General features: G+C 65.2%; 19 protein-coding genes. 15 read left to right on the forward strand and 4 right to left on the reverse strand.

All coding sequences use genetic code 11. From position 1 onward, the window contains the following. Nucleotides 1-879, forward strand: a complete 879-nt coding sequence (locus BLR29_RS06750; protein ID WP_092136619.1) for an alpha/beta fold hydrolase — start codon at nt 1-3, stop codon at nt 877-879. 595 nt (nt 880-1,474) lie between these two features. Further along, nucleotides 1,475-2,059: an acyloxyacyl hydrolase gene (locus BLR29_RS06755; protein ID WP_255371127.1), complete on the forward strand. Its 585-nt coding sequence runs from the start codon at nt 1,475-1,477 to the stop codon at nt 2,057-2,059. A 26-nt stretch (nt 2,060-2,085) separates the two neighbouring features. Here the strand turns inward: BLR29_RS06755 and BLR29_RS06760 are convergent, their stop codons facing one another. After that, complete coding sequence (locus BLR29_RS06760) at nt 2,086-3,540, reverse strand: aminotransferase-like domain-containing protein (protein ID WP_092135680.1); 1,455 nt, start codon at nt 3,538-3,540, stop codon at nt 2,086-2,088. Between the two features lie 300 nt (nt 3,541-3,840). Between BLR29_RS06760 and BLR29_RS06765 the strand changes: the two genes are divergently transcribed. Further along, nucleotides 3,841-5,172, forward strand: coding sequence for an omega-aminotransferase AptA (locus BLR29_RS06765; protein WP_092135682.1), 1,332 nt, complete (start codon nt 3,841-3,843; stop codon nt 5,170-5,172). A gap of 40 nt (nt 5,173-5,212) precedes the next feature. Beyond that, entirely contained in the window at nt 5,213-6,730 is a 1,518-nt protein-coding gene (locus BLR29_RS06770) for a CoA-acylating methylmalonate-semialdehyde dehydrogenase (RefSeq protein WP_092135683.1), read from the forward strand. A 73-nt stretch (nt 6,731-6,803) separates the two neighbouring features. Here the strand turns inward: BLR29_RS06770 and BLR29_RS06775 are convergent, their stop codons facing one another. Further along, a complete protein-coding gene (locus tag BLR29_RS06775) occupies nt 6,804-7,361 on the reverse strand; it encodes an Lrp/AsnC family transcriptional regulator (RefSeq protein WP_092135685.1) in 558 nt (185 codons plus the stop codon). Between the two features lie 139 nt (nt 7,362-7,500). Between BLR29_RS06775 and glmS the strand changes: the two genes are divergently transcribed. Further along, nucleotides 7,501-9,330 carry a glutamine--fructose-6-phosphate transaminase (isomerizing) gene (gene glmS / locus BLR29_RS06780; RefSeq protein ID WP_092135687.1) on the forward strand — a complete coding sequence of 610 codons (1,830 nt, stop codon included), beginning with the start codon at nt 7,501-7,503 and terminating at the stop codon, nt 9,328-9,330. A 146-nt stretch (nt 9,331-9,476) separates the two neighbouring features. Beyond that, on the forward strand, nt 9,477-10,886 hold the full coding sequence (locus tag BLR29_RS06785) for an amino acid permease (protein WP_092135689.1): 1,410 nt from the start codon (nt 9,477-9,479) through the stop codon (nt 10,884-10,886). Here BLR29_RS06785 and BLR29_RS06790 read toward each other — a convergent pair. Next, on the reverse strand, nt 10,883-12,289 hold the full coding sequence (locus BLR29_RS06790) for an aminotransferase-like domain-containing protein (RefSeq protein ID WP_092135690.1): 1,407 nt from the start codon (nt 12,287-12,289) through the stop codon (nt 10,883-10,885). The two genes, BLR29_RS06785 and BLR29_RS06790, sit on opposite strands and share 4 nt — an antisense overlap. Before the next feature lie 158 nt (nt 12,290-12,447). Between BLR29_RS06790 and BLR29_RS06795 the strand changes: the two genes are divergently transcribed. The 4 genes from BLR29_RS06795 (at nt 12,448) to BLR29_RS06810 (ending at nt 17,827) form a co-directional block, all read left to right on the forward strand. Then, entirely contained in the window at nt 12,448-12,786 is a 339-nt protein-coding gene (locus BLR29_RS06795) for a DUF2917 domain-containing protein (RefSeq protein WP_092135692.1), read from the forward strand. A gap of 308 nt (nt 12,787-13,094) precedes the next feature. After that, the gene (gene icmF, locus BLR29_RS06800) at nt 13,095-16,394 is read left to right on the forward strand and encodes a fused isobutyryl-CoA mutase/GTPase IcmF (protein ID WP_092135693.1); all 3,300 of its coding nucleotides are present in this window, start codon (nt 13,095-13,097) and stop codon (nt 16,392-16,394) included. Nucleotides 16,395-16,474: 80 nt separating this feature from the next. Further along, nucleotides 16,475-16,912 (forward strand): HIT family protein, encoded by a 438-nt coding sequence (locus BLR29_RS06805; RefSeq protein ID WP_092135695.1) that lies wholly within the window; start codon nt 16,475-16,477, stop codon nt 16,910-16,912. 60 nt (nt 16,913-16,972) lie between these two features. Next, on the forward strand, nt 16,973-17,827 hold the full coding sequence (locus BLR29_RS06810; RefSeq protein ID WP_092135696.1) for a 3-hydroxybutyryl-CoA dehydrogenase: 855 nt from the start codon (nt 16,973-16,975) through the stop codon (nt 17,825-17,827). Nucleotides 17,828-17,921: 94 nt separating this feature from the next. Here the strand turns inward: BLR29_RS06810 and BLR29_RS06815 are convergent, their stop codons facing one another. Continuing rightward, nucleotides 17,922-18,590, reverse strand: coding sequence for a Crp/Fnr family transcriptional regulator (locus BLR29_RS06815; RefSeq protein WP_092136621.1), 669 nt, complete (start codon nt 18,588-18,590; stop codon nt 17,922-17,924). A 248-nt stretch (nt 18,591-18,838) separates the two neighbouring features. On the opposite strand from BLR29_RS06815, the gene BLR29_RS06820 reads away from it, so the two are divergent. The 5 genes from BLR29_RS06820 (at nt 18,839) to BLR29_RS06840 (ending at nt 25,349) form a co-directional block, all read left to right on the forward strand. Next, a complete protein-coding gene (locus tag BLR29_RS06820; protein ID WP_092135698.1) occupies nt 18,839-20,803 on the forward strand; it encodes an AMP-dependent synthetase/ligase in 1,965 nt (654 codons plus the stop codon). Continuing rightward, entirely contained in the window at nt 20,800-21,789 is a 990-nt protein-coding gene (locus BLR29_RS06825; RefSeq protein ID WP_369804565.1) for an ABC transporter ATP-binding protein, read from the forward strand. Before BLR29_RS06820 ends, BLR29_RS06825 begins: the two co-directional genes overlap by 4 nt. Before the next feature lie 21 nt (nt 21,790-21,810). Further along, nucleotides 21,811-22,725 (forward strand): branched-chain amino acid ABC transporter permease, encoded by a 915-nt coding sequence (locus BLR29_RS06830; protein ID WP_092135701.1) that lies wholly within the window; start codon nt 21,811-21,813, stop codon nt 22,723-22,725. Between the two features lie 15 nt (nt 22,726-22,740). Further along, complete coding sequence (locus BLR29_RS06835) at nt 22,741-23,817, forward strand: branched-chain amino acid ABC transporter permease (protein WP_092135702.1); 1,077 nt, start codon at nt 22,741-22,743, stop codon at nt 23,815-23,817. A gap of 188 nt (nt 23,818-24,005) precedes the next feature. Further along, nucleotides 24,006-25,349 carry an ABC transporter substrate-binding protein gene (locus BLR29_RS06840; RefSeq protein ID WP_092135704.1) on the forward strand — a complete coding sequence of 448 codons (1,344 nt, stop codon included), beginning with the start codon at nt 24,006-24,008 and terminating at the stop codon, nt 25,347-25,349. The last annotated feature ends 46 nt before the right edge of the window (nt 25,350-25,395 follow it).

The raw sequence follows: 25,395 nt of genomic DNA on the forward strand, positions 1-25,395 counted from the left end.
ATGTTCGAGGGATTCACGGAGCGCCGCATCGACGCCAACGGCGTCGCCATCCATGCCGTCGTGGGTGGTCAGGGCCCGGCGCTGCTGCTGTTGCATGGTCACCCCCAGACGCATGTGATCTGGCACAAGGTGGCGGGCGAGCTGGCGCGCCATTTCACCGTGGTCGCGACGGACCTGCGCGGCTATGGTGACAGTGACAAGCCCGCCGGCGTGGCGGACCACAGCAACTACAGCAAGCGCGCGATGGCCGCCGACCAGCTCGCAGTCATGCGCGCGCTGGGCTTCGAGCGCTTCCGCGTGCTGGCGCACGACCGTGGCGCGCGCGTGGCGCACCGGCTCGCGGTGGACTATCCCGATGCGGTGGAAAAGCTGGTCACGCTGGATATCGCCCCGACGCTGGCGATGTATGCCCAGACCAACGAAGCCTTTGCGCGGGCGTACTACCACTGGTTCTTCCTGATCCGCCCGGCGCCGTTCCCGGAAACGCTGATCGAGGCCGATCCCGAGCTTTACATCCGCCAGACGATGGGCGGCCGCAGCGCGGGCCTGGCGCCGTTCACCGAGGCGGCGCTGGCCGAATATCTGCGTTGCCTGAAGACCCCCGGCGCCGCACATGGGCTGTGCGAGGACTATCGGGCCAGCGCGGGGATCGATCTGGAACACGATCGCGCGGACATCGCGGCGGGCCGCATGGTGGAGTGCGAGATGCTGGCGCTCTGGGGAGCCGACGGCGCGGTCGGCAAGTGCTTCCAGCCGCTGGAAGAGTGGCGCAAGGTGGCGCGCCGCGTCACGGGCCACGCGCTGCCGTGCGGCCACTACATCGCCGAGGAAGTGCCCGATCAGTTGCTCGAAGAAGCGTTGCCCTTCCTGAAGGGCTGAATCCCCCAGCGGCGCGGCGTGGGCTTGACCCCGCCGCGCCCGTCATCGCCCATTCGCCTCCTCATTCGCCTCACTCGCCTCATTCCCCGCTTCTGCCCGCTCGCGCCGACGGCGCATCCCCCGCACGTCCGACGCCGCCGCAGCGCCAATTTTTTTGAAACAACCATTTAATCATCGCTGTGCAGAGTGATCCGCACACTGGCATGATGGCGAACTGGTGGATTTCTGATGTGTCTGACGTTGCCATGCCACCGGCATTGGCAATTGCGCGCTAAACATACATACATGTATGGATGTATAATGCGACCCGTCCGAAAGCCCCCACGTAGTTAATTTTCATCATGACGTACCGATTTATTGCAGGCTGTCTCGCCGTCTGGCTCGGCATTTGTGTTGCTGCGAGCTGGCTCGTCGAGCGGCTTTGGGCCTGACTTGCCGGGAAATCCGGAAGGGGCCGGGTGCGACGCGCACCAGACGCGTTGCAAACGACACTTCACCGTGTGCCAGGCAGGTCAGGCTCGTTGCATTTCCGTTGCCGAGCCACTCTCTCTTCGTCGAAGCCTTCCATATGAAGAAAGAACAACAAGACCGCCGCATGCCCTCCTTTGCATTTCTCCGCAAGCGCTTTTCCTTCCCTATCGTCGCCGCGTCGTTGCTTGCCATCGCCAGTTCGGCCGTCAGTGCCGAAGAGCTGGTGGGCTGGAGCCATCCGGCCGTGCACGTGGCGTATGGCCGCGATACCAGCCATGACGTCAACAAGTACGAGCTTGGCGTCAACTTCAACACCCCCATCCAGTACGGCAACCCGCAAGGCTGGCTGTTCCGGCTCCAGGCGGAAGTCAACGTGGCCGGCTGGGACGCCCGCGGCGGCACCAACCAGCAGAACCTGTTCGAATTCGGCATCTCGCCGATCCTGCGCGTGGAAAAGCGCGGCAGCTACTTCGTGCCGTTCGCCGAGGCGTCGGTGGGCCTGCGCGTGCTGAGCCACACGGGCACGTCCGACGAACACCGCATGGGCAGCGCATTCCAGTTCTCCGACATGCTTGGCGTGGGCGTGGGCTTTGGCAAGAACGCCAATACGGAAGTGGGCTTCCGCTTCCAGCACATCTCGAATGCCGGGATCAAGGAACCGAACCCGGGCAGCAACTACTACACGGGCTACGTGCGTTATCGCTTCTGAGCGGTTTCCGGGCGCAGCGGCCGGATCTAGGCGGCGCGAGCGATCGCCGTCCGGCCGCTGCGCACCGCATCGAAGAACGTCCACAGCTCACCGGCGTCGCTGGTCGCCACATTGAAGCGGATCCACGGCGAATCCGTTTCGTCCGGTTCGAAGTAAGACCCGGGCGCCAGCCAGATGCCGTGCTCCAGCGCCAGCGTGGCCAGCTGGTTGCCGGTCAGGACGACACTGTCTTCCCCCGGCGCCAGTCGCGCCCACGCAAACATCCCGCCTTCGGGGCGCAGCAATACCTCCAGCCCGTGCGCTTCCATCTTTTCCGTCACACGATCCTGCTGCGCGCGTAGCCGCTCGGCGAGCGCCCCAACGTGTCGCCCGTAGTGGCCGCTGGTCAGCACCGAATAGACCAGCCGCTCGGTGACCTCCGATGACGTCAGACCCACCGCCATCTTCGTTCGCGCGAAAGCCTTGGCCAGGTCCGGGCTGGCCGCCAGATAACCCACGCGCAGCGACGGCGCGATGGTCTTCGAAAAGCCGTTCACATAGACCACCTGCGACAGGCCATCCATCGCCGCCAGCATCGGCGATCCGGCGGGCGCCAGCTCGCGGTAGATGTCGTCTTCCACCACCAGCAGCCGATGCTGCTCGGCCAGTTGCAGCACGCGGAACGCGTTCATGCTGGTCAGGCTGGCGCCGGTGGGGTTCTGCAGCACGGTGTTGATGAACAACGCACGCGGCGCGTGCTGGCGGATCGCGTCCTCGAGCGCATCGGTATCCAGCCCCGCCGCAGTGCGCGCCACGCCGATCACGCGCAGCCCCGCCAGTCGCAGGATCTGCAGCAGGTTGCAGTAGCAGGGGGCTTCCACGAGCACGGTATCGCCAGGCCGCAGAAGCGTGCGCACCACCAGGTCCAGCGCTTGCGTGGCGCCCTGTGTGAGCACGACCTGCTGGGCCTGCACGGGCATGCCGTACTGGCTCAGGTGCGTGGCGATGTGTTCGCGCAACACGCCGAATCCGTACGGATGGCCATAGCCGGAGACCTGCGCGGCCGGCACGCGCGCCGCGCTACGCATGGCCTGGTGCAGACCCTCCTCATTGAGCCAGTCCCCCGGCAGCCAGCCGGCACCGGCCTTGATCGGCACCGAATGGTCGGCGAATACGTCGGACAGCAGCCACGCCGCGTTCAGGCCGGGGGCCTCCCAGTGCGAGGCGCGCGCGTGCCCGGACGGTGCGTGGCGATGCGCCACGGTGTAGCCCGACCCCGGTCGCGCCGCCAGGTAGCCGAGCGCGGTCAGCCGGCCATAGGCCTCCGCCACGGTAAACGTGCTGACGTTGTGTTGTTGCGCAAAGCGCCGCACCGAGGGCAGCGCGGCGCCGGCGCGCAACGCGCGGCGGTCCACCAGGCCGGCAATAGCGGCGACGATCTGTTCGGTCAGGGTTTCGCCGCCACGACGGCTGCGGGCAAGATTCAGGTTCAGGTTAAGCATGCAGCACTCTGCGGATTGCAAGACCTGTACAGTTTAACGACATACGACACACCGATCGGCAGAGTTTTAAAATGGTGCGCCGCAGCGCGAACCCGCGTAGACAAGCCGATGGAAGCCTGACACCGGTTGTCCGGTGCGCCGCGCGCCTGCTCGCCATCCTGTACGGTTGTCGCAGCCTAAACTGTACGGTGAGGTGGCGTTTTGCCGACCGTATATTTTGTCGGCCCAACCCCGCCGGTAGAGTTGCCGGAATCCGTGGCGTGTCGCCGCCACTCCTCCCCCATTGCCTCAGGAGAATGTATGGACGCCGCCAAGACCGTGATCCCCGATATGGAAGCCCTGTGGATGCCGTTCACCGCCAACCGCCAGTACAAGGCCGCTCCGCGCCTGCTGGCATCGGCCAGCGGCATGTACTACACGACCCACGACGGCCGCAAGATCCTGGACGGCTGTGCCGGTCTCTGGTGCGTGGCCGCGGGCCATGCGCGCAAGGAGATTGTCGAGGCGATCGCGCAACAGGCGGCCACGCTTGACTACGCCCCACCGTTCCAGATGGGCCATCCGCTGGAATTCGAAGCCGCCACCAAGGTGGCGTCGCTCATGCCACAAGGGCTGGACCGCATCTTCTTCACGAACTCAGGTTCGGAATCCGTGGATACCGCCCTGAAGATCGCGCTGGCGTACCACCGCGCGCGTGGCGAAGGCCAGCGCACGCGCATCATCGGCCGCGAGCGCGGCTACCACGGCGTGGGCTTTGGCGGGCTGGCGGTGGGCGGCATTGGCCCGAACCGCAAGATGTGGTCGGCCAACGTGATGCCGGGCGCCGATCATCTCCCGGCCACGCTGAACATTGCCGAGGCCGCGTACTCGAAGGGCCAGCCGCAATGGGGCGCCCATCTGGCCGATGAACTCGAACGCATCATCGCGCTGCATGACGCCTCGAACATCGCCGCCGTGATCGTCGAGCCGCTGGCCGGCTCCGCCGGCGTGCTGGTGCCGCCGGTGGGCTATCTGGAAAAACTGCGCGCCATCACCAGCAAGCACGGCATCCTGCTGATCTTCGACGAGGTGATCACGGCCTTTGGCCGCCTGGGCGCGGCCACTGCCGCCGAACGCCTGAACGTCACGCCGGACCTGATCACGATGGCCAAGGCCATCAACAATGCCGCCGTGCCGATGGGCGCCGTGGCGGTGCGTCGCGAAGTGCATGACGCCGTGATCAACGCCACGGCCCAGGGCGGCATCGAACTGCCGCACGGCTACACCTATTCGGGCCACCCGCTGGCGATGGCGGCCTGCATCGCCACGCTCGACATCTACCAGCGCGACAAGCTGTTCGCGCGTGCCGCCGAGCTGTCGCCGAAGTTCGAAGCCGCCGTGCATGGCCTGCGCGGCGCGCCGCATGTGAAGGACATCCGCAACCTGGGCCTGGTGGCCGGCGTGGAACTGGAATCGCGCCCCGGCGCACCGGGCGCCCGCGCCTACGAGGCCTTCCTCAAGTGCCTGGAGCGCGGCGTGCTGGTGCGTTACACCGGCGATATCCTGGCGTTCTCGCCGCCGCTGATTATTTCGGAGGCCGAGATCGACCAGTTGTTCGATACCGTGAAGCAGGCGCTGCAGGACGTGCAGTAAGACCTGCGCCCACGCCAAAGAGACTGAGAGGAAGACCGCAGTGAACATCGCAGAAAACCGGCAGATCGCCGAGATCCACCACTACATCGGCGGCGCCATGCGCAATGGCGGCGCGGGCCGCTTCGCCGATGTCTTCAACCCGGCTACGGGCGAGGTCGCCGCGCGCGTGGCGCTGGGCTCCGCCGAGGACGTGGCCAGCGCCGTTGCCGCGGCCCGCGCGGCATTTCCGGCGTGGGCCGAACTGGCGCCGCTGCGCCGCGCGCGCATCCTGTTCAAGTTCAAGGAGCTGCTGGACAAGCATCATGACGACCTGGCTGCGCTGATCACGCGCGAGCACGGCAAGGTGTTCTCGGACGCCAAGGGCGAGGTCACGCGCGGGATCGAGGTGGTGGAGTTCGCCTGCGGCATCCCCAACCTGCTCAAGACCGATTTCACTGACAACATCGGCGGCGGCATCGACAACTGGAACCTGCGCCAGCCGCTGGGCGTGGTGGCCGGCATTACGCCGTTCAACTTCCCGGTGATGGTGCCGATGTGGATGTTCCCGGTGGCGCTGGCCTGCGGCAACACGTTCGTGCTCAAGCCGTCCGAGCGTGACCCGTCGCCCAGCCTGCTGATCGCCGATCTGCTCAAGCAGGCCGGCCTGCCCGATGGCGTGTTCAACGTCGTGCAGGGCGACAAGGTGGCCGTCGACGCGCTGCTAGCGCACCCGGACGTGCAGGCGCTGTCGTTTGTCGGCTCCACGCCGATCGCCGAGTACATCTACACGGAAGGCACGAAGCACGGCAAGCGCGTGCAGGCGCTGGGCGGCGCGAAGAACCACCTCGTGGTGATGCCTGACGCCGACCTCGATCAGGCCGTCGACGCGCTGGTGGGCGCGGCCTACGGATCGGCGGGAGAGCGCTGCATGGCGATCTCGGTGGCGGTGGCCGTGGGCGATGTGGCCGACAAGCTCGTGCCGCGCCTGGCCGAACGTGCCGCGTCGCTCAAGATCCGCAACGGCATGGATGCCGACGCCGAAATGGGTCCGCTGGTGACGGGCGTCCACAAGGCGAAGGTGGAGGGCTATATCGCCAAGGGCGTGACCGAGGGCGCGACGCTGGTGACCGACGGACGCGGCCACAAGGTGGAAGGCCATGACAACGGCTTCTTCGTCGGCGGCACGCTGTTCGACAACGTCAAGCCGGACATGACGATCTACAAGGAAGAGATCTTCGGCCCGGTGCTGTCGGTGGTGCGCGTGCATGATTTTGCCGAGGCCGTGGACCTGATCAACCGCCATGAGTTCGGCAACGGCGTGTCGTGCTACACCAGCGACGGCGGCATCGCGCGCGCGTTCTCGCGTCAGATCCAGGTGGGCATGGTCGGTATCAACGTGCCGATTCCCGTGCCGATGGCGTGGCATTCGTTCGGTGGCTGGAAGCGCTCGCTGTTCGGCGATCACCACGCCTATGGCGAAGAGGGCGTGCGCTTCTACACGCGCTACAAGAGCATCATGCAGCGCTGGCCGGACAGCATCGGCAAGGGCGCGGAATTCACGATGCCGGTGGCGAAGTAACGCTGCATTGGCCTGCGGGCTTTACCGCCCGTTCGCCCTGTCACGCTTGAGCGCCCCTTCGCGGGGCGCTTTTTCATGGCCGTGTGGCGGAGCTCGCGCTGGCCCCGCCGGGCGCGTGCGTCGGGCTGGCATCCTGCGCGCCGCCGACCGGCGCATTGGCTTCGAACTTCGCGCGATGTGTGGAAAAGAACGTGCGGACATTGCGCACGTTGGAGGCACCCGTGAAAAGCCGGCGCGCGAAGGCGTCGTAGGCGGCCATGTCGGGCATCTCCGTGAGGACGACAAAGTCCGGCCCCGGTGACACGCGATAGCACTGGGTGACGACGCTCTCGCCGCAGACGTACGCCTCGAACGCGTCGTAGTCCTCGGCGGTCTGCCGGTCCAGCGTGATCTCGATGATCGCCGTCAGCCGCACGCCGAGCCTGGCGGGGTCGAGGATGGCGATTTCGCGCTGGATCACGCCCGACTCCCGCAGCCTGCGCACACGGCGCAGGCAAGTCGGTGCCGAGGCGAACACCTGCGCGGCAAGCGCGGCATTCGACAGCGACGCATCCGCCTGCAGTGCGCGGAGAATGCGGCGGTCGAGATCGTCCAGTTCGACGTCGATCACGGGGCGACTCCTGCGCCGCATGGTGTGAAAGAAAATTTCATCACGATAGGAATGACTCCTGTGATTTCATAAAGGCGGAAAATCTGAAAGAAAATTTCACGGGAGCAACTCTACCATCGCAGCCATCGGTTCATACGAACCCATCAAACGGAGCGGCGACATGTGTGGAATTGTTGGGGCGGTGGCGCAACGAAACATCCTGCCTGACCTGGTGGATGGCCTGAAACGGCTGGAGTATCGCGGCTACGACTCGTGCGGCGTGGCGCTGCACCTGGACCGCCGGCTGGTGCGGGCGCGCAGTGTCGATCGCGTGGCGCGGCTTGCCGAGGATATCGCCGCGCAGGCGCTGTCCGGCTACACCGGGATTGCCCACACGCGCTGGGCCACGCATGGCATGCCCGTCACGGCCAACGCCCATCCGCACTTCTCGCCCAGCGACGCCGCGCCGCGCATCGCGCTGTCCCACAACGGCATCATCGAAAACCATGAGGCGCTGCGCGAGGAACTCGAGCGCCACGGCTACGTGTTTGCCAGCCAGACCGACAGCGAGGTCATCGCCCATCTGGTCGATCACCTCTACAACGGCGACCTGTTCGAAGCCGTGCGCCAAGCCGTGGCCCGCCTGCGCGGCAGCTACGCGATCGCGGTGCTGTGCCGCGACGAACCCCATCGCCTGGTCGGTGCGCGCAGCGGCATGCCGCTGGTGATCGGCGTGGGCCAGGGCGAGAACTTCCTCGCCTCCGATGCGATTGCACTGGCGAACGTGACCGACCAGATCGTCTACCTGGAAGATGGCGATGTGGTGGACGTGCAGCTGCATCGCTACTGGATTGTCGATGGCGACGGCCAGCGCGCCGAACGTCGCGTCCACACCGTTGCCGCCCACAGCGCCGCCGCCGACCTCGGGCTGTATCGCCACTACATGCAGAAGGAGATCTTCGAGCAGCCCCGCGCGGTGGCGGATACGCTCCAGGACATCACGTCGATCATGCCGGAGCTGTTCGGCGATGGCGCGTGGCGCGCGCTCAATGGCGTGGAGGATGTGCTGGTGCTGGCGTGTGGCGGCAGCTATCACGCGGCGCTGACCGCCGGCTACTGGATCGAAGGCCTCGCGAACCTGCCGGTGCGGGTGGAGATTGCGAGCGAATACCGCTATCGCGACTCGGTGGTCAATCCCAATACGCTGGTCGTGGCGGTGTCGCAGAGCGGGGAAACCGCCGACGTGCTCGGCGCGGTGCAGGTGGCGAAGCAACGCGGCATGACCCGGACGCTGGCGATCTGCAACGTCGCCACCAGCGCACTGGTCCGCGAATGCGCCTTGCACTTCATCACGCGTGCGGGCGTGGAGATCGGCGTGGCATCGACCAAGGCGTTCACGACGCAACTGGTGGCGCTGTTCCTGCTGGCGCTGACGCTCGCAAAGATGCGCGGTCGCCTCTCCGACCAGGAGGAACAGGAGCACCTGCGCGCGCTGCGTCACCTCCCTGACGCGATGAGCCGCGTGCTGGCGCTGGAGCCGCATATCATCGGCTGGGCGGAGCAGCTGACCCGTAAGGAGAACATCCTGTTCCTCGGTCGCGGCATGCACTATCCGATCGCACTCGAAGGCGCGCTGAAGATGAAGGAAATTTCCTACATTCACGCGGAAGGCTATGCCGCCGGAGAACTGAAGCATGGACCGCTGGCGCTGATCAGCGACGAGATGCCCGTGGTGGCCGTGGCTCCCAGCGACCGTCTGCTCGAAAAGCTGAAGTCCAACATGCACGAGGTCAGCGCGCGCGGCGGCCGGCTCTTCGTCTTCGCGGACATGGATGGCGCGCTGTCGTCGGCAAACGGCGTGGAGATCATCCGGCTCACCGAACACCATGGCCTGATGTCTCCGATCCTTCATACGATTCCGATGCAGTTGCTGGCCTACCATGCCGCGCTGGCGCGCGGGACAGACATCGACAAGCCGCGAAATCTTGCAAAATCGGTGACGGTCGAATAGTTCCAGATCTGTCGCAGTTCGACCCGCTTCGCTCCGCATGCGCACCTCGCTTGCGTTATCGCAATCGGCTCTCGTCGATTCCGCTATCGCATTCGGCCGGCAAGTACAACAATAGTCGTCTTGACTGGATTCCGGCCGGAGCACCCATGAGCCTCTTTCGTACCAAGAACATCGAAGCCATGCTGGAGGTCAGCGAGCATGACGGGTTGCGCAAGGTGCTCGGGCCCGTCGATCTGGTGCTGATGGGCATCGGCGCCATCATCGGCACCGGCATCTTCGTACTGACCGGGACCGGTGCGCTGACGGCCGGCCCGGCGCTGACAGTCTCCTTCGTGATCGCGGCCATGGCGTGCGGGTTTGCCGCGCTCTGCTACGCGGAGTTCGCTTCCGCGATTCCGGTGTCCGGATCGATCTATACCTATAGCTACGCCACGCTGGGCGAGATCGTGGCGTGGATGATCGGCTGGGACCTGTTGCTGGAGTATGGGCTGGCGACGTCGGCGGTGTCGGTCGGGTGGTCGGGATACTTCCAGTCGCTGATCGCCGGATTCGGTTTTCACCTGCCCGTGGCACTGACCGCTGCGCCGGGTTCGGTGCCGGGTGCCGAGACGATCCTGAACCTGCCGGCCTGCCTGATCATGCTGGCGATCACCTGGGTGGTGTCGTACGGCGTGCGCGAGTCCACGCGGCTGAACAACGTCATGGTGGCGATCAAGATCAGCGTGGTGCTGTTGTTCATCGTCGTGGGTGTCTGGCATGTGCAGCCGCAGAACTGGCAGCCGTTCGCGCCGTTCGGTTTCGACGGCGTCTTCAACGCCGCGGCGCTGGTGTTCTTCGCGTTCATTGGTTTCGATGCCGTGACGTCCGCCGCCGAAGAAGTGCGCAACCCGCGCCGGGACCTGCCGATCGGCATCATCGGATCCCTGGCCGTCTGCACCATCCTCTATGTCACCGTGGCGGCGATCATGACCGGCATCGTGCCGTACATGAAGTTCGAAGGGGTCGATCACCCGGTCTCGCTGGCCTTGCAATATGCGGGGCAGAACTGGGTGGCGGGGTTTGTCGACCTCGGCGCGATCCTCGGCATGACCACGGTGATCCTGGTCATGACCTACGGGCAGACCCGCATCATCTTTGCAATGTCGCGCGACGGCCTGCTGCCCGAGCGGCTGTCAGCCGTGCATCCGGTCCACGCCACGCCTTTCGTCGCCACGTGGACGGTCGGGCTGGTGTTCGCCGCGATCGCGGCGTTCGTGCCGCTGAACGTGCTGGCCGAGCTGATCAACATCGGCACGCTGGCGGCCTTCACGCTGATCTCGATTGCGATCCTGGTGCTGCGGCGCACGCGGCCGAATCTGCCGCGCGCGTTCCGCTGCCCGGGCGTGCCGGTGATTCCGTTGCTGGCGGTGGTGTTCTGCCTGTTCCTGATGGCACACCTGCAGGCGCTGACGTGGATTGCCTTCCTGTGCTGGCTGGCGCTGGGGCTGGTGATCTACTTCGCGTATTCGCGCCGCAACGCCGTGTTGCATAACCACGGCGGCGACGCCGAAGGCTAGCCGCCGCGCGACCCCGCATCCTGCAGGAACGCCCGCGAGCGGGGTTCGCCCGCGTAGGCGGAGTTGATGCGCACCCACGGCGTGGTGTCGCCGCCCGGCCGGAAGAAATGGCCGGGTGCCAGCGCGATCCCGTATTGCTCGCCCAGTGTCACCAGTTCGCGGGAATCCTCGATGCCGCGCGGGCGCGCCCACAGGAAATTGCCACCGGCGGGTTCGCAGAACACGTCCCATCCGCTCTGGCCGAGGATCTTGACCGCATCGGCGGTCACCTCGCGCGTGCGCACGCGCAGCCGCTCCACGTATTTGCGATAGGCGCCGCGCTCCAGCATCGTCGCCGTCACGGCCTCCGCGAAGTGCGATCCGGCTACGCTGGTCAGCACTTTCACGTCGATCAGGTCCTTGATGAGCGTCTTGTCGGCGACGAGGTAGCCCACGCGCAGCGCCGCCGACACCGTCTTCGAGAATCCGCCGATATAGATCACGTGCTCGAGCTGGTCGAGCGTGGCGAGCCGGTCGGTGAAGTGGAGCTGGAAGTCGGAAAAGATGTCGTCCTCGACGAAGCGGAAGTTGTGCTTGCGCGCGAGTTCGAGCAGGCGGAATGCGACCGGCGGCGACAGCGTCGAGCCGGTGGGATTCTGCAGGATGCTGTTGGTGAAGAACAGCTTGGGCTTGTGGTCGCGCAGCAGCCGCTCGCAGGCCTCGGGATCGGGCCCGTTCGGCGTGTGCGGCACACCCACCAGCTGCACGCCATGCATGCGCAGGAGCCCGAACAGGTTGTAGTAGCCGGGGTCCTCGACAAACACGGTGTCGCCGGGCTTGAGCAGGTGGCGGACCACGAGGTCCAGCGCCTGGCTGGCGCCCGAGGTGATCAGCACCTGCGACAGTTCCGCCTGGATGCCGACCTGCCGCACGCGCATCAATACCTGCTTGCGCAGCTCGGGATGCCCCAGCGGGGTGGCGTAGTGGATCACGCTGTCGATGTCGTGACGCGCGATATGGCGAATGGCCTGGGTCAGTCCCTCCACGTCGCGCCATTCCTCGGGGACGAAGCCACCCGCCAGCTTCAGCGCGCCGCTCGGATGGTGGAACTGGTCGATGATGTGGAGCGACAGGTCCTCGGCCAGGCTCGGGTCCGACCAGCCGCGCCCGCTGCGCCCGGCGAGCGGGCTATCCGCCACGTAGAAGCCCGACCCCTGCCGCGAGTCGACCAGCCCCTGCGACACCAGCCGGTCATAGGCCTCGATCACCGGGAAGCGGCTGATCTTGTGCTCGGCCGCCATTTGCCGGATCGACGGCAGGCGTGCCCCCGGCGTCGCCTCGCGCGAACTGATCCACGATTTGACGGCAAGGACGATCTGCTCCGTCAGGGGCACACCGGTGGAGGGGTCGAGCATCAGTTTCATGGGGGCGGGGGCGGCAAGTGTCAGTAAAAACTACTGAACAGTTCAACGAAAACTGTTCGGAACTGTGCATGGGATTGTAGTCCGCGCCATGAATAATGGAAGCGTGGCGGAGGCGCCCCCAGGATCGCCGCTCCGCCGGGCATGACGAGGAGACACCGATGCGTGAACTCAAGACCTTTGAACTCGATGAACCCGGGTTGCCAGTCAGCTGGCGCGCCCCGCATGGGCAGAGCGTGACCGTGCTGGAGGGCCGGCTGTGGCTGACCGTGGAAGGCCAGATCGCGGACATGTGGCTGCGTCCGGGCGATGTCGTGGCGTTGCCGGAAGGTACGCGGGTCTGGCTGTCGGGCGAATCGCCCGTCGCCCGCTTCCGTCTGGCCGAGAGCGCGGCGCCGCTGTCGCTCCGGCGCATCGCCGCCATCGCGTGCCAGCTGGCCCGCCGCTGGGCGGAGCGCAAGACCGACGCCTTTGGCGACTGCCCCCAGATCAGCGCCTAATTCCACGCCCTGACCTCGCTGCACCGACCGGATGCCCGCCTGACCGGGCGTCCAGTACATCCGGCCTATCCGGCCTTCCCCTTTCGGCCAACGCACCACCCGGGCGCCGGCCACGCCACTCCGCGCCAGCCCGTCTGGCCCGAAACTCCCCGCTATGCGACGATGCCGTGATGGCGCGTGCAGGCATACTGTCTGCGCCCCTTGCCTTACGTTAACGTAAACGTCATATAATCGTCCGGCCCTCGTCAGTGCGATCGTCAGAATCGCCGGCGTGCGGCAGCCAGCCACATATCAGAGCGGTGGAGACAATGACTGATCTTTCCGATGTGAGCAGGACTGCGGCCGCTACGCCGCAGACGGCCGCGAGCCGGACCCCTGTCAACAAGGTGCGGTTCGTGACGGCGGCATCGCTGTTCGACGGCCACGACGCATCCATCAACATCATGCGGCGCATCCTCCAGTCCCACGGCTGCGAGGTCATCCATCTGGGCCACAACCGCTCCGTGCAGGAAGTGGTCACGGCCGCGCTGCAGGAAGATGCCCAGGGCATCGCCATCTCCAGTTACCAGGGTGGGCACGTCGAGTACTTCAAGTACATGATCGACCTGCTGCGCGAGAACGGCGGTGAGCACATCCAGGTGTTCGGCGGCGGGGGCGGCGTGATCGTGCCCGATGAGATCCGCGAACTGCAGGCCTACGGCGTGGCACGCATCTACAGTCCCGAGGACGGCCAGCGCATGGGGCTGGCCGGGATGATCGCGGACATGGTCCAGCGTTGCGACATCGACCTCACGCGCTATGCGCCGGCCACGCTCGATGCCGTGGCTGCGGGCGACCGCCGCGCGCTCGCGCAACTGATTACCGCACTTGAAAACGGCAAGGCCGACGCATCCCTGGTCAGTGCGCTCCACGCGCAGGCCAAGGCCGTGAAGACGCCGGTACTCGGCATCACCGGCACGGGCGGCGCGGGCAAGTCGTCGCTGACCGATGAACTGATCCGCCGCTTCCGCCTTGACCAGCAGGATGCGCTGTCGATCGCCGTGATTTCGATCGACCCGTCGCGCCGCAAGTCTGGCGGTGCGCTGCTGGGCGACCGCATCCGCATGAACGCGATCAACCACCCGAATATCTTCATGCGGTCGCTGGCCACGCGCGAAGCGGGATCGGAGATTTCGCAGGCGTTGCCCGACGTGATCGCCGCATGCAAGGCGGCGCGCTTCGACATGGTGATCGTGGAAACCTCCGGCATCGGCCAGGGCGACGCCGCCATCGTGCCGCACGTGGATCTCTCGCTGTATGTAATGACGCCCGAATTCGGCGCGGCCAGCCAACTCGAGAAGATCGACATGCTCGACTTCGCCGACTTCGTCGCCATCAACAAGTTCGACCGGAAGGGCGCGCAGGACGCGTGGCGCGATGTGGCCAAGCAGGTCCAGCGCAACCGCGAGCAGTGGCACAGCAAGCCGGACGAGATGCCGGTCTACGGCACGCAGGCGTCCCGCTTCAATGACGATGGCGTGACCATGCTCTATCAGGGCCTCAGTGCCGCGCTGGCGGAACGGGGTCTGCAGCTCAAGCCCGGTGTGCTGCCGGCGCCGGCCGGGCGGATCTCCACCGGCCAGAACGTGATCGTGCCGCCCGCGCGCAGCCGCTATCTGGCCGAGCTGGCCGATACGGTGCGCGCCTACCATCGCCGCGTGGCCGAACAGAGCAAGCTGGCGCGCGAACGTCAGCAGCTGCGTGCCGCGCGCGCGATGCTGCAGGCTGCTGGTGTGGACGGCAACGCGACGGCCGATGGTGCCGCGCTCGAAACGCTCGCCGCCGAACGAGATACCGCGCTGGGCAGCGTGGAGCGCAAGCTGCTGTCGATGTGGCCGCAGATGCAGCAGGCCTATAGCGGCGACGAATACGTCGTGAAGATCCGCGACAAGGAGATCCGCACCGGACTGGTGACCACCACGCTATCCGGCACCAAGATCCGCAAGGTGGTGCTGCCGCGCTTCGAGGATGACGGCGAAGTACTCAAGTGGCTGATGCGCGAGAACGTACCGGGCAGCTTCCCCTACACCGCCGGCGTGTTCGCCTTCAAGCGCGAAGGCGAGGACCCCACGCGGATGTTCGCAGGGGAGGGCGACGCGTTCCGCACCAACCGGCGTTTCAAGCTGGTCTCCGAGGGTATGGACGCCAAGCGACTGTCGACCGCGTTCGATTCGGTGACGCTCTATGGCGAAGATCCGCACGTGCGTCCCGACATCTACGGCAAGGTCGGCAACTCGGGCGTGTCGATCGCCACGCTCGACGACATGAAGGTGCTCTACGACGGCTTTGACCTGACCAGCCCGAGCACGTCGGTGTCGATGACGATCAACGGCCCGGCACCCACGCTGCTGGCGATGTTCATGAACACCGCCATCGACCAGCAACTCGACAAGTTCCGCACCGACAACCGTCGCGAACCCACCGCCGACGAGGAATCGAAGATCCGCGCCTGGGTGCTCCAGAACGTGCGCGGCACCGTGCAGGCGGACATCCTCAAGGAAGACCAGGGCCAGAACACCTGCATCTTCTCCACGGAGTTTTCGCTCAAGGTCATGGGGGACATCCAGGAGTACTTCGTCCACCATCAGGTGCGCAATTTCTACTCGGTGTCGATTTCGGGCTATCACATCGCCGAGGCCGGCGCGAATCCGATCTCGCAGCTGGCGTTCACGTTGTCGAATGGCTTTACGTATGTCGAGGCCTACCTGGCGCGCGGCATGCACATCGACGACTTCGCGCCGAACCTGTCGTTCTTCTTCTCCAACGGCATGGACCCGGAATACAGCGTGCTGGGCCGCGTGGCACGCCGCATCTGGGCCGTGACGATGCGTGACAAGTACGGCGCCAACGAGCGCAGCCAGAAGCTGAAGTACCACATCCAGACGTCCGGGCGGTCGCTGCATGCGCAGGAGATCGACTTCAACGACATCCGCACCACGTTGCAGGCGCTGATCGCGATCTACGACAACTGCAATTCGCTGCACACCAACGCGTATGACGAGGCGATCACCACGCCGACTGGAGAATCGGTGCGGCGCGCGCTGGCCATCCAGCTGATCATCAACCGCGAGTGGGGCGTCGCCAAGTGCGAGAACCCCAACCAGGGCAGCTTCCTGATCGAGGAGCTGACCGACCTCGTGGAAGAAGCCGTGCTGCAGGAGTTCGAGCGCATCGCCGAGCGTGGCGGCGTGCTTGGCGCGATGGAGACCGGCTACCAGCGCGGCAAGATCCAGGAGGAGTCGCTCTACTACGAGCAACTCAAGCATGACGGCACGTTGCCGATCATCGGCGTGAACACCTTCCGCAACCCGGATGGCGATCCGATTCCGCAGACGCTGGAACTGGCCCGTTCGAGCGAGGAGGAAAAGCAGAGTCAGCTGAACCGCCTGGCGGAATTCCAGCAGACCTGTGCGGGTGACGCGCCGGCCATGCTGGAACGCCTGCGGCTGGCCGTGATCGCCAACGAGAACGTGTTCGCGGTGCTGATGGATGCGGTGCGCGTGTGCTCGCTGGGGCAGATCACGCATGCCTTGTTCGAAGTCGGCGGGCAGTATCGTCGAAACATGTAGGGGAGGAGGTTCGCCGCGGAGGAGCGCTGCGTTACACTCAACGCTCCTCCGCCGCGAGGCGAGTTTTCTCCGAGACAGTCATGCAAGCCGAGTACGACAGCAACAATATCTTCGCCCGCATCCTGCGCGGCGAACTCCCGTGTTTCAAGATCTACGAGGACGCCGACAACATCGCGTTCCTTGACATCATGCCGCAGTCCGATGGCCACGCGCTCGTCGTGCCGAAGGAGCCAGCGGTGGACTTCTTCGGCCTGTCCGAAGCCGGCGCCGCGGCGGCGATCCGCGCGACCCAGCGCGTGGCGCGTGGTGTGCGCGAGGCGTTCCAGCCCGATGGCGTGGTGATCACCCAGTTCAACGGCGCCGCCGCCGGGCAGACCGTGCCGCACATCCACTTCCATATCGTGCCGCGCTACGTGGACCAGACGCTGCGCGGCCACGCGCGCGAGAAGCAGAGCATGGATGTGCTCCGGGAACACGCCGATCGCGTGATTGCCGCGCTGGCAAAACTGCCGGCCTGAGCGGAGTCCACCGGCTCTCGCTCCGAATGATTCTGAATCCCTGACCAAGCAAGGAAGTACATGGCAATCAAGACAGTAGGCATCGTCGGTGCCGGCACGATGGGCAACGGCATTGCGCAGGCATGCGCGGTGGTCGGCCTGGACGTCATCATGGTGGATATCAGCGACGCCGCCGTGCAGAAGGGCATCGCCACCGTGGCGGGCAGCCTGGACCGCCTGATCAAGAAGGACAAGGCCACCGAGGCCGACAAGGCCGCCGCGCTGGCGCACATCCACGGCAGCACGTCCTATGACGATCTGAAGCGCGCCGACATCGTGATCGAGGCCGCCACCGAAAACTACGAACTGAAGCTGAAGATCCTCAAGCAGATCGACAGCATCGTGGGGCCGGACGTGATCGTGGCGTCGAACACCTCGTCGATCTCGATCACCAAGCTGGCCGCCGCCACGTCGCGCGCGGATCGCTTCATCGGCATGCACTTCTTCAATCCGGTGCCGATGATGGCGCTGGTGGAGCTGATTCGCGGCTTGCAGACCAGCGACGCGACGCATGCCGATGTGGAGGACCTCTCCAGGCGCCTGGGCAAGTACCCGATCACGGTGAAGAACAGCCCGGGCTTCGTGGTCAACCGCATTCTCTGCCCGATGATCAATGAGGCCTTCTGCGTGCTGGGCGAGGGCCTGGCATCGCCGGAAGAAATCGACGAGGGCATGAAACTGGGCTGCAATCATCCGATCGGCCCGCTGGCGCTGGCGGACATGATCGGCCTGGACACGATGCTCGCCGTGATGGAAGTGCTCTACACCGAGTTCGCCGATCCGAAGTACCGTCCGGCCATGCTGATGCGCGAGATGGTGGCCGCCGGCTACCTTGGCCGCAAGACGGGCCGCGGCGTGTACGTGTACAGCAAGTAAGCTGTCGCAGCGACACCATCAACGCCGGCTACATGCCGGCGTTTTGCTTTCCTCGGTCCCACTCAGCCCGTTTCACACCCGTCGTCACCCGGCGTCACTCTCCGTACTGCCGCAGGCTCTCTAGATCGAGTACCTCGATCACGCCGTAGTCCACGCGGACCAGTCCCTGCTGTTCCAGCACCTTCAGCGCCTGGTTGGCGCGCTGGCGCGAGATGCCTGCCAGCAGGCCGATCTCTTCCTGTGAAATTTCCAGCGTATTGCCGAGGGCCGGATACAGGTGCTCGTTGAACAGCGACGACACGGCGCGTGCCACGCGGGAATCGATGTCGAGCAGGCGCTCATATTCCACCGCCGCGATGAACTGTCCGAGCCGCTCGTTGAACTGCATCAGCAGGAAGCGCGTGAACGGCAGGCTGGTATCCAGCAACCACTGAAAAGTGTCGCGCGGGATGAAGGCGATGCGCGAGCGCCGCAGCGACATCACGTCGTATTTGCGGATTTCCGACTTCAGCACCGCGCCTTCGCCAAACCAGCCGCCTGTCGGCACGCCGGTGAAGGTGACCGACTTGCCGGACGGCGATACCGTGGTGATCTTGACGATGCCTTCGACCACGCCAAGCCAGTGCTCCGCCCGGTCCCCCTTGTGGCAGACGTAGTCGCCCTGGGCGTACTCGCGCACGGTCGTCACGCGTTTGACACGCTCGCGCTGCTCGGGGCTCAGGTCGACGGCCCAGGCGCAACGGTCGATGAAATCGTTGGAAATCGCGTTAGACATCGCCAGTCTGTTCTCCCGTAGGGATTAACCCGGAATTGTCACCGGCGTGACAACCGGGGGGGTGGGCATCGGCTATCTTACGATCACGACGGAACCGCCCCAGCCAGATTCCACAAGGCATGGCGGGCTTGGTGCGGTGCGGTAACGCACGCTTCGCGCAAAGGCCCAGTATAGCGACCGGTCTGGCGGCTTGATACCCGGCGTGGCCCCTACGCCATCAGGGACAGGAGACAGCGATGCAGGAATCGTCGGCGACGACCTTTCCGCGATGGCTACTGGCGCATGCCAGTCAGCGCCCGGATCATCCGGCCTATCGCGAGAAGGATCTGGGTATCTGGCAGACATACAGCTGGTCGCAGGCCGCTCGCGAGGTACGCGCGCTGGCATGCGGGCTGGCCGCGCTCGGCTTCCGGCGCGGCATGAACCTGGCCGTGGTGGGTGACAACCGCCCGCGCCTTTACTGGGCCATGACCGCCGCGCAGGCGCTGGGTGGCGTTCCGGTGCCCCTCTATCAGGACGCCATCGCCAACGAGATGGTGTATGTGCTGGACGATGCCGAGATCGACTTCGCCATCGTCGAGGACCAGGAGCAGGTGGACAAACTGCTCGAAGTGGAAGCGCAGCTCGCCACGCGCGGTCGCGCCGTGCGCCATGTCATCTACGAAGACCCGCGCGGCCTGCGCGACTATGATCATCCGTCGCTGCTGTCGTATGAGCGCCTGCAGGAAATCGGCCGTGAGTACGACCAGGCGCATCCGGGTTTCTTTGACGCAGCCGTCGAGGCTGGCGCGCCCGACGACACCGCGATCATCCTCTATACGTCCGGCACCACGGGCAAGCCGAAGGGCGTCTGCCACGCGCACAGCGGGCTGATTGGCGCGGCCCGCAACGGCTGCCAGTTCGATGGGCTGGGCCCCGACGACGACGTGCTGTCCTACCTGCCGATGGCGTGGGTGGGCGACAACCTGTTTTCCTACGCGCAGGCCATGGTGGCCGGCTTCACCGTGAATTGCCCGGAATCGCGCGAAACCGTGATGACGGACCTGCGTGAGATCGGCCCCACGTATTACTTTGCCCCGCCACGGATCTACGAAGGCTTGCTCACGCAGGTCATGATCCGCATGGAAGACGCCGGCTGGATCAAGCGCAAGATGTTCCACTGGGCGATGGACGTGGCGCGCCGCTGTGGCGCCGACATCCTGGACAAGCGACCGGTGGCGCTGGGCGATCGCCTGCGCTACGCGCTGGGTGAAATGCTGATCTACGGCCCGCTGCGCAACGTGCTGGGCATGAGCCGGATTCGCGTGGGCTACACGGCCGGCGAGGCGATTGGCCCGGACCTGTTCCGCTTCTATCGCTCGATCGGCGTCAACCTGAAGCAGTTCTATGGCCAGACCGAGACCTGCGCCTACGTGTGCCTGCAACCGGACGGCCAGGTCAAGTTCGACTCGGTCGGGCCGGCGGCACCGGGCATGGAGATCCGCATCGCGGATAACGGCGAGGTGCTGGTGCGCGGCGTGGGGCTGCTCAAGTCTTACTACAAGCGCGAGGACGCTACCCGCGAGGCCATCAACGACGAGGGCTACTTCATGACCGGCGACGCCGGCGTGATCGATGCGGACGGCCACCTGAAGATCATCGACCGCGCCAAGGACGTCGGCAAGCTGGCGGACGGGTCGATGTTCGCGCCCAAGTACATCGAGAACAAGCTCAAGTTCTTTCCGTACATCAAGGAAGCCGTGGCGTTCGGCACGGACCGCGAGAGTGTCTGCGCGTTCATCAATGTCGACTTCGACGCCGTGGGCAACTGGGCCGAGCGCCGGCATCTGCCCTATGCGGGCTACGTCGACCTGGCCGCGCAGCCAGATGTGATCGCGATGATCGCCGAGTGCGTGGAACAGGTGAATGCGGATCTGGCGAACGATGCGATGCTGGCCGGATCGCAGGTCGCGCGCTTCCTGATTCTCCACAAGGAGCTGGATCCGGACGACGACGAGCTGACCCGCACGCGCAAGGTGCGACGCGGCTTCATCGCCGAGAAATACGCGGTGCTGGTGGACGCGCTGTACGCGGGCAAGCCAGAGCAGTTCATCGAGACGCGCGTGAAGTTCGAGGACGGGCGCGAGGGCAGTGTCTCCGCGACGCTGAAGCTGGTGGACGTCAAACGCTTTCCGCCCGCGGGCGGTGCGCGCGCGGCATGAACAGGGGCGATGGCATGACGCAAAGGGCTTGGCAAGGAGCGACCCGGCAGGCTGATGGCCGGCCGGCCTGGAGCGGCACGGCGCGCGTGGACGCCACCGGCACGATTGCGCCGGCTGGCCCGATTACCCCGTCCGGTCACGCCGAAGGGGTGCAAGGCGAGACGCTGCGTACCGGCGATGCGTGGCAGGCCGATTCCACGGCGCATGTCCACACGCGCGGCGATGTGATCCTGGATCTTCAGAACATCTCGCTGGCGTTTGGCGGCGTCAAGGCGCTGACCGACATCTCGTTCGATGTCTGCGAGCACGAGATCCGCGCGATCATCGGCCCCAACGGCGCGGGCAAGAGTTCGATGCTGAACGTGATCAACGGCGTGTACCACCCGCAGCACGGCCGCATCATCTTCCGTGGCGAGGAACGCCGCCAGATGCATCCGACCGCCGCTGCGCGGCAGGGCATCGCGCGCACGTTCCAGAATATCGCGCTGTTCAAGGGCATGACCGTGCTCGACAACATCATGACCGGTCGCAACACGCAGTTCCGCACCGGCCTGTTCGCCCATGCGCTCTGGTGGGGACCGGCCCGCGCCGAAGAGATGCGCCACCGCCGCAAGGTGGAAGAGGTGATCGACTTCCTGGAGATCCAGGCGATCCGCAAGACGCCGGTGGGCCGGCTGCCGTATGGCCTGCAGAAGCGCGTGGAGCTGGCGCGCGCGCTGGCCGCCGAGCCGTCGATGCTGTTGCTGGATGAGCCGATGGCCGGCATGAATGTGGAAGAGAAGCAGGACATGTGCCGCTTCATCCTCGATGTGAATCACCAGTTCGGCACCACGATCGTGCTGATCGAGCACGACATGGGCGTGGTGATGGACATCTCCGACCGCGTGGTGGTGCTGGACTACGGCAAGAAAATTGGCGACGGCACGCCTGAAGAGGTGAAGTCGAATCCCGATGTGATCCGCGCCTATCTGGGCACCTCTCACTAGCGCACAAGGCAGAGACCCATCATGACGTTTTTCATCGAAATCCTCATCGGCGGGCTGTTGTCCGGGCTGATGTATTCGCTGGTGGCGCTTGGCTTCGTGCTGATCTACAAGGCGTCCGGCGTGTTCAACTTCGCGCAGGGCGCGATGGTCTACTTTGCCGCGCTGGCGGTGGTGGGGCTGATGGACAAGGGCCTGCCGATGTGGGCGGCCGTGATCGGCGCGTTCGTCGTGATGATCATCGTCGGCATGAGCACCGAGCGCTTCGTGCTGCGCAAGCTGGTGAACCAGCCACCGATCACGCTCTTCATGGCGACCATCGGTCTGTCGTTCTTCCTGGAAGGGCTGGGGCCGCTGCTGTTCGGCAACGAGGTGCGCCCGATCAACCTCGGCATCGTCGACGAGCCGATCGAGTCGATCATGACGCGCTTCAATATCGTCCTGTCGAAGTTCGACCTGGCGGCCGCGGCCATCGCGGGGATCCTGGTGGGTTCGCTCGCGCTGTTCTTCCAGTACACGAAGGTGGGCCGCGCGCTGCGCGCCGTGGCGGACGATCACCAGGCGGCCTTGTCGCTCGGCATTCCGCTGCAGAACATCTGGGCCATTGTCTGGGGCGTGGCCGGCTTTGTCGCACTGGTGGCCGGCATGCTCTGGGGATCGCGCAACGGCGTGCAGTTCGCGCTGACGCTGACCGCGCTGAAGGCGCTGCCGGTACTGATTCTCGGCGGCTTCACCTCGGTGCCGGGCGCCATCGTCGGCGGGCTGATCATCGGTGCATCGGAGAAGCTGGCGGAGATCTACATCCCGCCCGTGTTCCAGTCGATGTTCGGCGGCAATTTCGGGGGCATCGAAGGCTGGTTCCCCTATGTGTTTGCGTTGTTGTTTCTGCTCGTACGGCCCGAAGGGCTGTTCGGGGAAAAACACATCGACCGCGTGTAACCGGAGGACCGAACGATGCTCTACCGCGAATCCGGCCAGTTCAAGACCAGCTACGTCGCCGACAGCCAGATCTTCCCCATCCGCCAGGACCGTATCGGCTTCGGGGTCCTGATGGCGGTGGCCTTCATCGGCATTCCGCTGGTCGGCTCCGAGTACTGGTTCACCGCCATCCTGACGCCCTTCCTGATTCTCGCGCTGGCGGCGCTGGGGCTGAATATCCTGACCGGCTACGCCGGGCAGTTGTCGCTGGGCACCGCCGCCTTCATGGCCGTGGGCGCGTATGCGGCCTACAACTTCCAGCTTCGCATCGAGGGCATTCCGGTGCTGCTGACGTTCATCCTCGCCGGGTTGTCCGCGGCGCTGGTGGGCGTCGCGTTCGGGCTGCCGTCGCTGCGGATCAAGGGCTTCTACCTGGCCGTGGCGACGCTGGCCGCGCAGTTCTTCGTGGTGTGGGCGCTGACCAAGTTTCCCTGGCTGTCGAACAACAGTTCGTCGGGCGTGATCACGGCGCAACGGCTCGATCTGTTCGGCATCGCCATCGACACGCCGGTCAAGCGCTACCTGTTCGTGCTGGCGATGGTCACCGTCCTGGCGCTGATCGCCAAGAACCTCGTGCGCTCCGCCACGGGCCGCGCGTGGATGGCCGTGCGGGACATGGATGTGGCCGCCGAGGTCATCGGCATTCCGCTGATGCGCACGAAGCTGCTCGCCTTCGCGGTCAGCTCGTTCTACTGCGGTGTGGCGGGCGCGCTGTACGCTTTCTGCTATCTCGGTTCGGTGGAGCCCGATGGCTTCTCGCTGGACCTGTCGTTCCGCATCCTGTTCATGATCATCATCGGCGGCGTGGGCAGCATCCTGGGGTCGTTCCTCGGTGCCGCGTTCATCCTGCTGCTGCCGATCTTCCTGGATAACGTGCTGCCGGGGCTGGCGGCGCTGCTGCACCTGCCGTTCACCAACGCCACCGTGTCGCACATCCAGCTCATGGTGTTTGGCGGCCTGATCATCTTCTTCCTGATCGTGGAGCCGCATGGCCTGGCGCGGCTCTGGCAGATCGCCAAGGAGAAACTGCGCCTGTGGCCGTTCCCGCACTAGAGGTCGTTTCAAAAAGATCCTGGCGTCGTTGCGCGGCCTTGCCGTACCAGTTGTACTGTCTGCGGCCGCGCGCCTAGCCAGGACCGCTTCGCTTCATTTTGAAACAACCTCTTCAGGCAATAGGAGTACCTGGAAAGATTTCTACGTCGTTCTTATAACAACGCCCGTCCGAGGTGAAGGAGACAGTCATGACAACCGTATTTCGCAATGTGCAGCGCGCCGCCCTGGTGGTCAGCGTCGCGGCTGCGCTGCTGGCGCCGTCAATACCGGCGCTGGCGCAAGCCAACGAGCAGTTCGTCGCGTTGCCAAGCTATCGCGTGGGCCCTTACGGTGCCAACGGGCAATCGTTCTATGGCGGCTTTGTCGACTACCTGAACTACGTCAACCTGAAGGATGGCGGCGTCAATGGCGTCAAGCTGTCGTGGGAAGAGTGCGAGACCGAGTACAACAACGCCAAGGGCGTGGAGTGCTACGAGCGGCTGAAGGCCAAGAACAGCACGAGCAAGGGCACGGCGTACCACACCATGTCCACCGGCATTTCCTACGCGCTGGTCGACAAGACCGCCGGCGACAAGGTGCCGCTGGTGATGATGGGCTACGGCCGCACCGACGCCGTCGATGGCTCGGTGTTCCCCTACGCGTTTCCGCTGGTGACCACGTACCAGATGCAGGTGTCGGCCATCGTCAGGTTCCTGGCGTCGAAGAACGGTGGCTCGCTGGCGGGCAAGAAGATCGTCTACCTGTATCACGACTCGGCGTATGGCAAGGAGCCGATCGTCGCGCTGGAGGCGGAGGCGAAGCTCGGCAAGTTCAACCTGGTCGAGATTCCCGTGGCGCACCCCGGCAACGAGCAGGGCGCGCAATGGCTGAAGATTCGCCAGGAGAACCCCGACTACGTGATCTTCTGGGGCTGGGGCGTGATGAACCAGACCGCGCTGAAGGCCGCGCAGAAGGTTGGCTTTTCGCGCGACAAGATGATCGGGTCCTGGTGGGCCGGGTCCGAGGAAGATACGGTGCCGGCCGGCGACGCTGCCAAGGGCTACATGAGCGCCACCTGGAACGTGGCGGGCAAGAGCGTGCCGCTGATCGCGGACATCGACAAGGTGGTGTATGGCGCCAGCAAGGGCAATATGCAGGACCGCAACAAGGTCGGGTCGGTGCTCTATAACCGCGGCGTGTCGGCGGCGGTGGTGACCGTGGAGGCCATCCGCGTGGCGCAGGCGAAGTTCGGCAAGGGCAAGGTGATGACCGGCGACGACATGCGCTGGGCGTTCGAGAACCTGAACCTGACCAGTGCGCGCCTGCAGCAGCTCGGTGCCACGGGCCTGCTGCCCGAGATCAAGACCAGCTGCGACAACCACGAAGGCTCGGGCAAGGTGAAGATCCAGCAATGGGATGGCACCAAGTGGGTGGTGGTGTCCGACTGGATCGAAGGCAACAAGAACCTGATCCACCCGCTGTTCAAGGCGACCGCCGCGCAGTACGCGAAGGAGAAGGGCATCACGCCGGCTTGCATGAAGTTGCAAGGCTAGTTTGTGATGGGTGTTCTCCCCTCTCTTGCATGGCGGGAGAGGGGAG

Source organism: Cupriavidus sp. YR651 (assembly GCF_900101625.1).
GTDB lineage: Bacteria > Pseudomonadota > Gammaproteobacteria > Burkholderiales > Burkholderiaceae > Cupriavidus.

What these genes read in the sequence shown, in the direction of transcription:
- BLR29_RS06750 (WP_092136619.1), top strand. Translation starts at nt 1, where the DNA reads ATGTTCGAGGGATTCACGGAGCGCCGCATCGACGCCAACGGCGTCGCC.
- BLR29_RS06755 (WP_255371127.1), top strand. Translation starts at nt 1,475, where the DNA reads ATGCCCTCCTTTGCATTTCTCCGCAAGCGCTTTTCCTTCCCTATCGTC.
- BLR29_RS06760 (WP_092135680.1), bottom strand. Translation starts at nt 3,540, where the DNA reads ATGCTTAACCTGAACCTGAATCTTGCCCGCAGCCGTCGTGGCGGCGAA.
- BLR29_RS06765 (WP_092135682.1), top strand. Translation starts at nt 3,841, where the DNA reads ATGGACGCCGCCAAGACCGTGATCCCCGATATGGAAGCCCTGTGGATG.
- BLR29_RS06775 (WP_092135685.1), bottom strand. Translation starts at nt 7,361, where the DNA reads ATGCGGCGCAGGAGTCGCCCCGTGATCGACGTCGAACTGGACGATCTC.
- glmS (WP_092135687.1), top strand. Translation starts at nt 7,501, where the DNA reads ATGTGTGGAATTGTTGGGGCGGTGGCGCAACGAAACATCCTGCCTGAC.
- BLR29_RS06785 (WP_092135689.1), top strand. Translation starts at nt 9,477, where the DNA reads ATGAGCCTCTTTCGTACCAAGAACATCGAAGCCATGCTGGAGGTCAGC.
- BLR29_RS06790 (WP_092135690.1), bottom strand. Translation starts at nt 12,289, where the DNA reads ATGAAACTGATGCTCGACCCCTCCACCGGTGTGCCCCTGACGGAGCAG.
- BLR29_RS06795 (WP_092135692.1), top strand. Translation starts at nt 12,448, where the DNA reads ATGCGTGAACTCAAGACCTTTGAACTCGATGAACCCGGGTTGCCAGTC.
- icmF (WP_092135693.1), top strand. Translation starts at nt 13,095, where the DNA reads ATGACTGATCTTTCCGATGTGAGCAGGACTGCGGCCGCTACGCCGCAG.
- BLR29_RS06805 (WP_092135695.1), top strand. Translation starts at nt 16,475, where the DNA reads ATGCAAGCCGAGTACGACAGCAACAATATCTTCGCCCGCATCCTGCGC.
- BLR29_RS06810 (WP_092135696.1), top strand. Translation starts at nt 16,973, where the DNA reads ATGGCAATCAAGACAGTAGGCATCGTCGGTGCCGGCACGATGGGCAAC.
- BLR29_RS06820 (WP_092135698.1), top strand. Translation starts at nt 18,839, where the DNA reads ATGCAGGAATCGTCGGCGACGACCTTTCCGCGATGGCTACTGGCGCAT.
- BLR29_RS06825 (WP_369804565.1), top strand. Translation starts at nt 20,800, where the DNA reads ATGAACAGGGGCGATGGCATGACGCAAAGGGCTTGGCAAGGAGCGACC.
- BLR29_RS06830 (WP_092135701.1), top strand. Translation starts at nt 21,811, where the DNA reads ATGACGTTTTTCATCGAAATCCTCATCGGCGGGCTGTTGTCCGGGCTG.
- BLR29_RS06835 (WP_092135702.1), top strand. Translation starts at nt 22,741, where the DNA reads ATGCTCTACCGCGAATCCGGCCAGTTCAAGACCAGCTACGTCGCCGAC.
- BLR29_RS06840 (WP_092135704.1), top strand. Translation starts at nt 24,006, where the DNA reads ATGACAACCGTATTTCGCAATGTGCAGCGCGCCGCCCTGGTGGTCAGC.